The organism is Halioxenophilus aromaticivorans (assembly GCF_042850945.1).
Classification (GTDB): Bacteria; Pseudomonadota; Gammaproteobacteria; order Pseudomonadales; family Cellvibrionaceae; genus Halioxenophilus; species Halioxenophilus aromaticivorans.
Genome location: NZ_AP031496.1, coordinates 504,842 through 517,542, shown reverse-complemented (window position 1 = coordinate 517,542; position 12,701 = coordinate 504,842). Strand labels below are relative to the sequence as shown.

The window sequence follows — 12,701 nt, the reverse complement described above, 5'->3', positions numbered from 1 at the left end:
CGATTACACCTCTATGGTGTTCATGTAGCGACTGAACACTTGTCGATAGCGTTGATCCGGCACTAGGAAGGCATCGTGACCATGTTTGGATTCAATTTCGGCGTAGCTCACCGGCTTGCCGGCGGTAATTAAGGCATCGACAATTTCCCGCGAGCGTTGGGGCGAAAAACGCCAGTCACTGGAAAACGACACCACCAAAAACCGGCACTGGGAATGGCTAAACGCGGACACGGGGTTGTCGTTGTATTCACGGCTTAAATCAAAATAATCCAATGCCCGCGTCATCAAGATGTAGGTGTTTGCGTCGAAGCTGCCCGAGAAGCTATCGCCCTGATAACGCAAATAACTTTCAATTTGAAACTCCACCAGCTCATCGCTGCCCAGCACAAAACTGCCCGCGCGTAATTCTCGGCCGAATTTTTCATCCATGCCGTCATCGGACAGATAGGTAATGTGGCCCACCATACGCGCCAACGCTAAGCCGCGTTTGGGGTAGGTGCCTTTGGCCAGATAATCGCCATCGTGAAAATCCGGGTCCGAGGTAATGGCTCGGCGTGCGGTTTCGTTAAAGGCAATATTTTGTGCGGTGAGGTTTAACGCCGAGGCAATCACAATGCAGTGTCGAATGCGCTCGGGGTACTCCAGCGCCCAGCGCATGGCCTGCATGCCGCCCAGGCTACCCCCCACCACGGCGGCCCACTGGGTAATGCCAAGATGGTCGGCCAACCGAGCTTGGCTACTGACCCAATCGCGCACGCGCAATAATGGAAAATCGGCACCGTAGACCTTGCCCGTGGCCGGGTCGATACTGACTGGGCCGGTGGAACCGTGACAGCCACCTAAGTTGTTCAGCGAAACCACAAAAAAGCGATTGGTATCGATGGCTTTGCCCGGGCCAATGTAGTTATCCCACCAGCCAGGTTTGCGATCGTCTAAGCTGTGGTAGCCGGCGGCGTGGTGATGGCCAGATAAGGCGTGGCAAATCAATACGGCATTACTGGCCTGGGCGTTCAACTCACCGTAGGTTTCATACACCAAGTCATAGCTGGGCAGGGTACGGCCGCAAGCCAACAACAGCGGCTCGCTAAACGTTTGGGTAATGGGGGTTACCAGGCCGACACTGTCGGCAGGTAGCTGCTCAGGCATTTTGGCGTGCGTCCAATTGAAAAATTGCGCGATTATAAACCACTTTGCAGCCTCGGGCGTAACCCGGGGCCAAAGCGATATAAAGGGCTGGGATTAGGAGCTTTTGCGGCGGGCAAAGCTCAATGGCACCACCTTATCCGAGGTGTGCGTGATGGGCTCAAAACGATCAATACGCTCTAGAACTTGGCTCAAAGTGAAGAGATGGTCTTCGTTTTCTGTGAGGTCGCGACGCAATGTCGCTAACACTTGGCCTGGGTCGGCGCTGGCGGCGGCGTCATCGGCTCGGCCGAGACGAGACATGGACATCAGCTCTTTTTGCAACAGCTGCTTGCTGCATTCGTTGGGGTAGGCAACGGGGGTTAACGCATTTTGGTGCCAGCGCTCAAGCAAAGTGTTGGTGTCCTCCACATAGTTGCGTACCTCGTGGCTTAAGCTGAGCAGAAAGTGGCGAATGAGCGGTCTATCGGAAACACCCGCCTGCTCGGCGCTGTGCAGAAATTGCTCACAGCGGTGCTTGAACTCGGAGAACTTCTGCTGCCGCTTAACCAAGCGTAAGCGCCGGCTAGACAGGCGCATGCGGCCGCTTCCGGTTTCAGGTTCAGCGTAAATTGCAGCCAGGGCTTGGTTGGCCAGCTCGGCTTCAATGGCCAGTTTGCGCAGGCACAATTGAATTTGTTTTAGCGTGGCTTTTAGGGCCGGCCGCAACATGGGCTCAGGGTCCGCCGCGGCAGTGGTGAGGTAGCTCAGCAGGCGCTCCACTTGCTTTTGGCCAAACACCGCCGCCAAGGCTTGGTAGCTTTGGTTCACCTGCCGCTCGTAGGAGCGATGCAAAATCGAGATTTGATGCACCCGGCGATGGGCGTCTTTTAAATCGCTGCGCGCCGCATGTAAGGCATTGCCAATATCCGCCGGCGGCGCCGATCGCACCTGTTGCAGTACTTCACCCTGCACCAGCAGCCGCTCTTGCATAATTTGGTGGGTCTGCCGCACTAGGGCCAAGGCATCTTCCACATCGCTGTGTTTAAACAGTTGTTTAAGGCGATCATTTAGCTGTGCGATGAGCAAGGCTTCAAATTGCTGGAAATTGCTCTTGGACAACCGCTCTCGATCGCCCCGAGCACGGGCCAGCAAAGCTTGCTTTGCAGACATGGGCACCACTTGCTGAAGTGGTAAGCCCAGGGCCAGGGCCGTGTCCGTGCGCACGCTGCTGATGGTGGTATCTTCTGAAGGCGCCGAGACCAGATCATCCCATAGGCTATCAACCTTATTGATAGCCACCAGAGTTTTGCTGTTGTCTTCAGCATTGATGTAATCGCGCCAAATGCAGCGATCGGTGGCGGACACCGGAGCATCGGCGGATAAGCAGAAAATCAGGCTGTCGGCATCGGCTATGGTGTTTAGGGTTATTTCAGGATCGGTGCCCAAGGCATTTAACCCTGGCGTATCAACCACCCGCAGGCCTTGGGCCAGAAGCGGATGCTTTAAATTGATGTGCGCGTAACGCCACACCGGCACTTCCACCTCGTGGATGTTTTGCGGGTGACGGTTGAGTTGGGTGCAATTAAAACCCAAATCTCGGGCTTGCTCTTCGGAGATGTACTGACGTTCAGCTAAGCGGCCAAGGGCATCCTGTAATGAGGCCGGGCTTTCAACATCAAATTGCACATTGACCCAATGCTTGGGAATGGCCTTGAAAGAGCGCACGCTGATACCGCCACGACGTGTGTTCAGTGGCAGTAATTGAATGCTGTTGGCGGGCAAATTGGCGTTGTAGCCGATTTCGGTGGGGCACATGGTAGTGCGGCCGGGCCGAGATGGCAAAATGCGGCTCTGAAATTGGTCAAACAGTAAGGCATTGATGAGTTCAGTTTTGCCACGAGAGAATTCACCCACGCAGGCCACGGTGAAGGTGTGTTCACGCAAACGCCTTACAGCTCGCCCGATGAGGTTTTCAGCCTCGGGGCAGTGCAGGCCGCTGGTTCCAAACCAATGACTGAAGGACAGCAACGCATTGATCATATCAACGCGGCGCTGTTCACATTCGTGCAGTTGAACCTGGAGACTGTTTAAGTTCACCTTAGGGGCATATCCTTACTTAAGATAACGCATCGGCTGGTGGCGCCGGCATCTGCGGCTTCAGGCAGTTGCCAACGCGAACCGTAGGGAAAAGGAGCTGGGGAGCAGGCCTTATTTGCTGGGCACTCGATACGCTTATGCGTTAACGGCTTGTCTTCCTTAGGTTCGTTTCAGTTGCTCGCGGGGCGCTAGAACAGGGTTGTTCACCACGCCTACGTCAATCTTTACATTGTCCTTATTGTTGTGCTCGCGAATCTTAGATTACCAACTTAGGTTACCAAGACGTGGCGGTGCACATTAAAAAGCATTTATTCGATCAGTGCCACAACTGGGTGCAAGCAAAACGCCCCTGCTGCATTTGTAATGAATATTAGCAGCCAAAATGCCACTAGATAGGACGCCCTTGGTCTAACAAGCTCCCCTGCTTAGCACTCGCGTTAATAACCGGGCACAAATTGCGCCAATCCGCCAACAAGACCGACTTTCATCGCCGCCCAATCTAACAATATCCAAATCACTTGTACGGTTAAGAAGATAAAGATTGGACTTAGGTCAAGGCCGCCCATGGGGGGAATAATTCGAGCGAAGGGCGCACGCACCGGCTCCATCAGCTGATTTAGCAAAGTAAGAGCCGGATGGCTGCTGTAGGGCGCTACCCAACTGACGATAATGGTGATAATCAAACCAACAAACACGATCATGGTGGCCAATTTAAGCACGCCAATAATGGCCCAAAACAAGGCCCGAGCCGGGTTAATGATGGTTTGCGCGGCGGCCAGGGCGTTGAGTTCGATGGCCACAAAGCCCACGATTACCGCCAGCACCAGAGCCGCCATATCGATGCCGAATAACCCTGGGATGATTTTGCGCAGTGGAATAAGAACCGGGTTGGTAGCTTTGACTACAGCCTGGGAGATTGGATTATAGAAGTCAGCACGGGCAAGCTGCAGCAAAAAGCGGATTACCACAAAAAAGAGGTAGATAGAGGCAACGGTTTGGATAACCAAGGTTGCGATCTGAGCTAACGGGTCCATCGAGTATTCCTAATGGTTAATAGCCACAATTAAGCAGCGGGCATAGCAGTGAAAATTAAAACAACGATTCTGCCATTAAATGGTGGCAAGTAGTGTTTATATCAACGTTTTAATTTGCCAACGGTGTAAAACCTGGCTCAACGAGCACCTCAGTGAGGTCTCAGCCGCGCCTATTTGGCGCCTAGCTCCTCACTCAGTGTCACCGAGCGCTGCGCGCAGGCGGCCATGGCGCGCTTCACCACCGCCCGTGTGTCATCGCGCTCAAAGCTTAGAATGGCTTGTTCCGTGGTGCCATTGGGCGAGGTCACCCGCTGGCGTAAAACATCCGGCCCTTCTTCGCTGTTACTGGCAAGGGTAGACGCTCCTAGCGCTGTTTGCAGCGTTAACGAGCGCGCCAAATCTGGCGCTAAGCCCTGTGCCACGCCAACTTCGATCATGGCTTCCATAAAAAGGAAAAAGTACGCCGGGCCGCTGCCAGACACCGCCGTTACCGCATGCAGCTGATCTTCGTCGGTGAGCCACACCACAATTCCCACCGCGGCTAGAATGGCCTCGGCCTGGACTTTTTGCGCCGCTGTGGTTTGCGGGTTGGCGTAGAGGCCACTGGCGCCAAGGTTAACTAATGCAGGAGTATTGGGCATACAGCGCACAATGGCCGTGCCCTGCCCCAGCCAGGCCGACAAGCTACGGCAATCGATTCCGGCGGCAATAGAAATAACTAGGGCCTCCGGCTGCAATGCCGCAGCCAAGTCGGTTGCCACCTGGGCTAATACCTGGGGTTTCACAGCCAGCACAACCACGTCTGCGTCGGCCACGGCCTGCAGATTATCTGTGCTGGTAAGAACACCAAATTGTTGTTGTAGACGGGTTAACTGCTCAACACTGGGGTCACTGACGTTGATGGTGGTCGGTTTATGACCGCCGTCTATCAAACCAGCAATAATGGCCGATGCCATATTGCCGCCTCCGATAAACGCAAGTTTCAGATCCCTGTTTGCTTGGCTTTGAGTCACTTTGCTTCTCTTTAATGTATTCGTTAGGAATGTTTTTGAATTGATCGGGCGCTTGGGTTTAGTGCCGGGCACCGAATAGGTCAGTGCCAATGCGCAGTATCGTGCTGCCCGCAGCCACGGCGGCTTCTAAATCACCGGACATACCCATGGATAAAGTATCTAAGGGCAGCTGAGGAAAGGCTTGCTGACAGCCATGCAGGCAGGCGGCTAAATCCGCCAGGGGCTGATATTGCGCCTCGAAGGTGGCCATGGCATCGGGGATGGCCATCAAGCCTCGCACCTGAAGATGGGGCAACTCAGAGCACTGGGCCAGCAATGGCTGGAGGTCTTGGGGCAGCACGCCGGATTTGCTGGGTGCACGGTCGATATTCACCTGCAGGCAAATATTCAGCGGTTGCCCTTCGCCGCTTTCGGCCCGTGCGGCGCTCAGTTTTTGCGCAACTTTGAACCGATCCACACTGTGCACCCAGGCGAAGTGCTCGGCGATGGCGCGCGCTTTATTGGATTGTACGGGGCCGATGAAATGCCACTCAATGGCGAGATCGTGCAGCTCGTGTTGTTTGGCCAACGCCTCTTGCAGATAATTTTCGCCAAAGGCACGTAAACCCAGCTGGTAGGCCTGGCGCAATTCATCTGCAACACGGGTTTTTGAAACCGCTAGCAAAAGCGGCCTGGCGCAATGGTGCTCTTGGCAAGCCTGCTCTATTCTTTGTTCAAGCACTGCAAAATTGCCGGCAAGATTAGACATATTGTTTCGGTAAGATGACCAAACGAGTGCTAAAGTTTAACACTTAGGCCGGTTTGATTTGTATTGGTTTGCAAAACAATAATGCCGCCAGCCATTCGCCGTGCTGCCGGTTAACTAACGATAAGGTTTTTTATGGATATTACGGAGTTACTCGCCTTTAGTGCCAAACAAGGCGCCTCGGACCTCCACCTGTCGGCGGGCCTTCCGCCCATGATTCGTGTAGACGGCGATGTGCGCCGCATCAACCTGCCGCCCATGGAGCACAAGCAAGTGCACGGGTTGATCTACGACATCATGAACGACAAGCAACGTAAGGATTACGAAGAATACCTTGAAACCGACTTCTCGTTTGAGGTGCCAGGTGTAGCGCGGTTCCGGGTCAATGCTTTTAACCAAAACCGTGGCTCCGGCGCTGTGTTCCGTACGATTCCCTCCAAGGTTTTAACCATGGAAGAATTGGGCATGGGCCAAGTGTTTCGCGACATCGCCATGTGCCCCCGCGGCTTGGTGCTGGTAACCGGCCCCACCGGTAGCGGTAAATCCACCAGCTTGGCGGCCATGGTGGACTACATCAACAACAACAAATACGAGCATATCCTCACCATTGAGGACCCCATCGAATTTGTACACGAATCGAAAAAATGCCTGGTGAACCAACGCGAAGTGCACCGTGACACCCACGGCTTTTCCGAGGCACTGCGTTCGGCACTGCGAGAAGACCCGGACATTATTCTGGTGGGTGAGATGCGAGACTTGGAAACCATCCGTCTGGCCCTCACCGCGGCCGAAACCGGCCACTTAGTGTTCGGCACCTTGCACACCACCTCGGCGGCAAAAACCATTGACCGGGTAGTGGATGTATTCCCCGCCAACGAAAAAGCCATGGTGCGTTCAATGCTTTCGGAATCACTGCAGGCAGTAATTTCTCAGACATTGATGAAAAAAGTCGGCGGCGGCCGGGTGGCTGCCCACGAGATTATGCGCGGCACACCGGCCATCCGAAACCTGATCCGCGAGGACAAGGTCGCCCAGATGTACTCCGCCATCCAAACCGGCGGCTCACTAGGCATGCAAACCATGGATCAGTGCCTGCAGGATTTGGTGGCCAAGCGCCTAGTAGCACGAGAAGTGGCGCGCGAAAAAGCCAAATCGCCGGATGCTTTCTAAGCCCTGCTAGCGAACAACCTCGATTAATAACCGCACGAAATTTGAAAAACTTGGAGATGCACCATGGAGTTTGACCGCCTGCTGGCCCTGATGGTTGATAAAGGGGCCTCGGATTTATTTATCACCGCAGGTGTTCCACCCTCGGTCAAGCTGCACGGCAAGGTCACCCCGGTTACCACCACGCCACTGTCGCCAGAAAAAACCCGCGAACTGGTGCTTAGCGTAATGAACGAAAAACAGCGGTTGGAGTTTTTGGAGCAGAAAGAACTTAACTTTGCCATTAGCGCCCGCGGGATTGGCCGCTTCCGCTGCTCGGCGTTTTATCAGCGCAATTTGGCCGGCATGGTACTGCGCCGCATTGAAACCGTAATTCCTAAAGTGGATGACCTGGGCCTGCCCGACATCATCAAAGATTTGGCCATGACCAAACGCGGCCTGGTGATGTTTGTGGGCGCCACCGGCACCGGTAAATCCACCTCGTTGGCGGCCATGATTGGCCACCGCAATCGCAATTCCAAGGGCCATATTATTTCCATTGAGGACCCCATCGAGTTTATTCATCAGCACCAGGGCTGCATTGTTACCCAGCGCGAGGTGGGCCTGGACACCGAATCCTTTGAGATTGCTCTAAAAAACACCCTGCGCCAGGCGCCGGATGTCATTTTGATTGGTGAGGTGCGCTCCCGTGAAACCATGGAGCACGCCATCGCTTTCGCCGAAACCGGCCACCTGTGCCTGTGTACCTTACACGCAAACAACGCCAACCAAGCCTTGGACCGTATCATCCACTTCTTCCCCGCCGATCGTCACGGCCAGCTGTGGATGGATTTGTCGCTTAACCTACGCGGCATTATTGCTCAGCAATTAATTCCAACGCCCGACGGCAAGGGCCGCCGCGCCTGTTTGGAGGTGCTGCTGAATTCGCCCTTAGCGTCGGATTTAATTCGTAAGGGTGAGGTGTCGGAATTAAAAGAACTGATGAAAAAATCCAGCGAAATCGGCATGCAGACCTTCGACCAGGCGCTATTTGAGCTCTACGACCGGGGGGAAATCACCTATGAAGATGCCCTCTCCCACGCCGACTCACCCAACGACCTGCGCTTAATGATCAAACTGGCTTCGGAAACAGACGCCGAATATCTGGGCCACGCTGCAGATGAGCTCAGCCTAGAGAGCGACGACTCCGATCGAACCAAACTGTATTAATCATCGGCGCGCAGTTGGTACCAGGTTTCTAAAATAATTCGCGCAGCAATGGCATCGATTGGGTTGTCACCGTATTTGCCACGATGGTTGCGTTCAGCAGCCTCCTGCTTTGCCTCGCGGGAACTGAGGCGCTCATCTACAAGCTCCACCGGTACATTAAAGCGACCGTTAATTCGGTTGCTGAATTTGGTTGCCCGGCGGCTCAATTCGCTGTCGCTGCCGTCCATATTGAGCGGCTTACCCACAAGCACCAACACCGGCTGCCACTCTTGCAACAGGGCGCCCAGCTGATCCCAGTTGGGCACACCATCTCGGGCTTTTAATATGCCGTGTTCACTGGCACTACTAAACTGCGCCTCGCCTACGGCAACACCAATGTTTTTTAAGCCGTAGTCGAACGCCAATAGCGTGCCGCGCTGGGGGCGCTGACTAGGTTTTTGAGACATGGAGCGTTCGAAACTTATACGGCTGGAGCATGGAATGTATGAAACTTAAGTACGTGGGACATGGTCGCTTAGCCATGATGAGTGGAGTTAGACGCAACTGGCGAACCTAACCCGCAAGCGAGTTAGGCATGGCCGGCGCAGGAAGAAATCAGGTTTAGGTCCACGCCCATATGGTCGGCGGCGGCCTGCCAGCGCTGGGCGGTGTCGGTGCCGAACAGCACACGGCTATCGGCGGGTACTGTAAGCCAAGCGTTTTCGGCAATTTCTCGCTCCAGCTGGCCCGCTTCCCAGCCGGCGTAGCCAAGAATCACCAAGCTGCTTTCTGGGCCGTCGTCGACGGCGATAGCCTCGATTATGTCCTTGGAAGCGGTGAGAAAAATATCGTCGGTGACTTTCAAGGTGGAAGACCAGCAGCGGTCGTTGCTGTGCAACACAAAACCACGCCCAACCTGTACCGGGCCCCCGGCCAGCACCTCTTTGCTGCCCACGCTGGCACGATCCTCAATGCCCATTTGCTCCAGCACTTCGTCGAAGTGAATGCTTAGGCCGTGGTTCACTACCAAGCCCATTGCGCCTTCACTGCTGTGCTCGCAAATGTAAGTAATCGAGTGGCTGAAGTTCGGGTCCGACAAACCCGGCATGGAAATTAGGAAGTGGTTAACCAAATTTCCCGTGTTGAGGTCGGTTTGGGTGATATTGTATGTCATGACTTCATTATGGGGCTAAAACACTATAAAACAAGAGCGCGCCAGCTTTTTGATCGCCAACACCCCCATTTAGTGAGCCCATCGCACGCCTGTTTTAAACTGCCAAAATCAGCTGCCAAAAACCGGGGGCTGTTGACAGGCACTAGCTGCCGGTGGACAAACCAGTGATTTCGAAATTCCACGTTCTGATGATCTCTAGGCGGTCGGCGGATTCGGCGATTTCCTTGGGAAACGGCGCAAACGGCGACGCCATATGCACAATTTGTACGGCGGCGTCATCCAGCACCCGGTAACCGGAGGAATGCAAAATCTCCGCAGACAGCAAGGTGCCGTCTTTATCGATGACCGCCAGCAAGCGCAATTTGCCACTGAGCTTTTGATCCAACGCCTGCTGGGGGAAATTCTTGTTGCCGATAAACTCAATTTTTTGGCTCCACTGATACAAGTAGGCCGCATCGACAGAAGCCTTGGCCGCCACCGAGGTGAGGCGGCGAATTCTCGGCCGCTTGGCGTAGGCTTCGCGCTGTTTATCCAACTTGGCTTTGAGGCTGGCTATTTGCTCACTTACCGGCACCGTGCGCTCGCTGTCACCTTCCACCGCTTGCTCGGTTTGCTCTTCTTCCACCGGTTTTATGGCAGCCTCGACGGTGCTTTCCGCCTCGGTTGCCACCAGCTCACGCTCGGGTAGCTCGGCTTGGGTGCGGGCGATCTGCGCCTCGCGTACCTCCTGTATTTCAGTGGAGCTAAACTCTGCCACCTGCTCCGTGGTGATTTGCTTGGGTTCTTCGGCGGTGCCACTGCCCTGCTGGTTGGATTGCGCCAAAAAATCCGCTTCTTCCGGGGCGTCATCGGATTGATGGGTGGCCAGGGTAATTTCCAACTTGGGGCTGGCGGTTTTATTCACCATTAAATTAAAGGTAACACCAAAAATAAGCAGGGCGTGGACCAGCGCCGCGACAAACAGAGTAAAGCTCAGCCGTTCGGTGCTCGGCGCTGTGTAGGCAGTTGTGGCCATAACCGGTTAAATCTATTCCGTATCTTTGCTCTTTGCAGCAAGGCTCATCGGCTGCTGCGGAGCGGTTGTAATGCACTGTTCCATTTTAGTCGCCACGGACAGGTTGCACGCGGCATTGCACCACAAACTTTGTGATGCAGTTTGCAAGATGCGCGAGTTAAGCCAGACGTTTGGCAATGGCCGCCATTAAACGCTCGCCGATGGCAGTATCGTAGGCCGCATCGATCTCGCGCACGCAGGTGGGGCTGGTGACGTTAATTTCGGTGAGATAATCGCCAATCACATCCAGGCCGACAAATAACAGCCCCTTTTCTACCAAGGTGGGCGCCACCTGCTCGACGATCCACCAATCTCGATCGCTCAAAGGTTGCGGCCGACCACTGCCACCGGCAGCTAAGTTGCCACGGGTTTCGCCGGCGGCAGGAATTCGCGCCAGGGCGTAGGGCACCGCCTCGCCATCCACCACTAAAATGCGCTTGTCGCCCTGTTTAATTTCCGGCAGGTATTTTTGCGCCATAATTTGTTGAGTTTCATGCCCAGTAAGGGTTTCCAAAATGGCACCCAGGTTGCGGCCGTCCTCTCGCACATGGAATATGCCACTGCCGCCCATGCCGTCCAGGGGTTTGAATATTACGTCTTGGTGTTCGGCGTGGAAGGCGCGCAACAAGCGGTGACTTTTACTCACTAACACCGGCGGGCAACACTGGGGAAACTGTGTAGCGAAGATCTTTTCGTTGCAATCGCGCAGCGACTGCGGTTTGTTCACCACCAACACACCCTCACGCTCGGCTGCTTCTAGGATATAGGTGCTGTAGATGTATTCGTTATCAAAAGGGGGATCTTTGCGCATTAAGATGACGTCTAGCTGGCTGAGATCCAGCTCGCGCTCTTCGCCGCACTCATACCAGTGGTTGGGGTCGGCAAATACATCCACCGCTCGGCCGAGGGCATAGGCTTTGCCCTGGCGTAAAAACAAATCTTTTTGCTGCATGTACTCAAGCTGCCAGCCACGCTCCTTGGCCGCAAGCATAAGCGCCAAAGTTGTGTCTTTTTTGTAGGCAATGGCCTCGATAGGGTCCATTACAACGCCAATTTTTTTACTCATGTGTTGCCTTCCAGCCAGTGAATGCCGAATAGTCAGGTGTTAATTCGTGACTTACGGCATATTTTGAGGACATCTTTTAACATTCCCGCAAGCATACCCCAGAAATGTCATATAATGTTGGTTTATAGATTAAAGCTGGTGGTTGTGGTACAAACCTGTGCTTCATATTTGTGCGCCACGTCTCGCTGCTTTTACCCCGAGCGCACCCGCCCTAACGCCTTAGTGCACTCACAAATTCGTGTCGAGCCATCTCATCTGGTTCGACTTCATAAATCAGGCCACGCTATGGAAGTAAAATTGGAAAGTTTAAAAGTCATGGTGATTGACGACAGTAAAACCATTCGTCGCACCGCAGAAACTTTATTGCAAAAAGCCGGCTGCACGGTTGTCACCGCCACCGACGGCTTCGACGCCCTGGCTAAAATCGCCGACAGTCGCCCGGACATCATCTTCGTTGACATCATGATGCCTCGCCTAGACGGCTACCAAACCTGCGCCCTGATCAAAAACAACAGCGAATTCAAATCTACCCCCGTCATTATGCTGTCCAGCAAAGACGGGCTATTCGATAAAGCCAAAGGCCGCATCGTTGGCTCAGATCAATACCTAACCAAGCCTTTTAGCAAAAGCGAGTTACTCGGTGCCATTGAGACCCACGTTGGTTCCGCTCAAGCGTCTTAAATACCGCGGCACCACCCAGACGTCTACAGTTCTATATAACCCTGTGATATCTAGCCGGGTGGTGCCGAATATTTAGGCAGGCCAGCCCCTCTAAGGGCACGTTGTAAACCAATAAAAGCAAGACACAACAAGCAAAGCTTGTCGGCAGCCGACACCGGGCAGCTTAAAAGGTATTAGTAAATGCTAAAGACTTGTACCATTAGCCCGCGCCGCGGCCGCCGCCGCAGACTTCCTGTCGAGTAAGCCAGCTGGGCTTTACCGGCAGTAGGATGCGGCAATAGGCCGAAATATTTGGCCTATTCACACTAATTCACCTAAACAAACTTGGATTTATGCGCTAAAACTATAGAGGTCAAT

At 54.1% G+C, this 12,701-nt stretch carries 12 protein-coding genes; 3 read left to right on the top strand and 9 right to left on the bottom strand.

Going from position 1 to position 12,701, the window contains the following annotated elements:
• Nucleotides 1-3: 3 nt before the first annotated feature.
• From ACGHM3_RS02380 to ACGHM3_RS02360, 5 genes are all read right to left on the bottom strand, one after another.
• On the bottom strand, nt 4-1,146 hold the full coding sequence (locus tag ACGHM3_RS02380) for a homoserine O-acetyltransferase (protein ID WP_345419464.1): 1,143 nt from the start codon (nt 1,144-1,146) through the stop codon (nt 4-6).
• A 93-nt stretch (nt 1,147-1,239) separates the two neighbouring features.
• Nucleotides 1,240-3,222 (bottom strand): dynamin family protein, encoded by a 1,983-nt coding sequence (locus ACGHM3_RS02375; protein WP_345419461.1) that lies wholly within the window; start codon nt 3,220-3,222, stop codon nt 1,240-1,242.
• Nucleotides 3,223-3,659: 437 nt separating this feature from the next.
• A complete protein-coding gene (locus ACGHM3_RS02370) occupies nt 3,660-4,256 on the bottom strand; it encodes a YggT family protein (RefSeq protein ID WP_345419457.1) in 597 nt (198 codons plus the stop codon).
• A 170-nt stretch (nt 4,257-4,426) separates the two neighbouring features.
• The gene (proC, locus tag ACGHM3_RS02365; RefSeq protein ID WP_345419454.1) at nt 4,427-5,269 is read right to left on the bottom strand and encodes a pyrroline-5-carboxylate reductase; all 843 of its coding nucleotides are present in this window, start codon (nt 5,267-5,269) and stop codon (nt 4,427-4,429) included.
• 58 nt (nt 5,270-5,327) lie between these two features.
• On the bottom strand, nt 5,328-6,017 hold the full coding sequence (locus ACGHM3_RS02360; RefSeq protein ID WP_345419451.1) for a YggS family pyridoxal phosphate-dependent enzyme: 690 nt from the start codon (nt 6,015-6,017) through the stop codon (nt 5,328-5,330).
• 132 nt (nt 6,018-6,149) lie between these two features.
• On the opposite strand from ACGHM3_RS02360, the gene ACGHM3_RS02355 reads away from it, so the two are divergent.
• On the top strand, nt 6,150-7,184 hold the full coding sequence (locus ACGHM3_RS02355; protein WP_345419448.1) for a type IV pilus twitching motility protein PilT: 1,035 nt from the start codon (nt 6,150-6,152) through the stop codon (nt 7,182-7,184).
• A 63-nt stretch (nt 7,185-7,247) separates the two neighbouring features.
• Nucleotides 7,248-8,390, top strand: coding sequence for a PilT/PilU family type 4a pilus ATPase (locus ACGHM3_RS02350; protein WP_345419445.1), 1,143 nt, complete (start codon nt 7,248-7,250; stop codon nt 8,388-8,390).
• Here ACGHM3_RS02350 and ruvX read toward each other — a convergent pair.
• The 4 genes from ruvX to gshB form a co-directional block, all read right to left on the bottom strand.
• The gene (gene ruvX, locus ACGHM3_RS02345) at nt 8,387-8,836 is read right to left on the bottom strand and encodes a Holliday junction resolvase RuvX (protein WP_345419442.1); all 450 of its coding nucleotides are present in this window, start codon (nt 8,834-8,836) and stop codon (nt 8,387-8,389) included. The two genes, ACGHM3_RS02350 and ruvX, sit on opposite strands and share 4 nt — an antisense overlap.
• A gap of 122 nt (nt 8,837-8,958) precedes the next feature.
• Entirely contained in the window at nt 8,959-9,543 is a 585-nt protein-coding gene (locus ACGHM3_RS02340) for a YqgE/AlgH family protein (RefSeq protein ID WP_345419438.1), read from the bottom strand.
• A gap of 142 nt (nt 9,544-9,685) precedes the next feature.
• Nucleotides 9,686-10,558: an energy transducer TonB gene (locus ACGHM3_RS02335; RefSeq protein ID WP_345419435.1), complete on the bottom strand. Its 873-nt coding sequence runs from the start codon at nt 10,556-10,558 to the stop codon at nt 9,686-9,688.
• A gap of 157 nt (nt 10,559-10,715) precedes the next feature.
• Nucleotides 10,716-11,663, bottom strand: a complete 948-nt coding sequence (gene gshB, locus ACGHM3_RS02330) for a glutathione synthase (protein WP_345419432.1) — start codon at nt 11,661-11,663, stop codon at nt 10,716-10,718.
• Between the two features lie 285 nt (nt 11,664-11,948).
• Between gshB and pilG the strand changes: the two genes are divergently transcribed.
• Nucleotides 11,949-12,344 carry a twitching motility response regulator PilG gene (gene pilG, locus ACGHM3_RS02325; RefSeq protein WP_345419428.1) on the top strand — a complete coding sequence of 132 codons (396 nt, stop codon included), beginning with the start codon at nt 11,949-11,951 and terminating at the stop codon, nt 12,342-12,344.
• Nucleotides 12,345-12,701 lie beyond the last annotated feature (357 nt).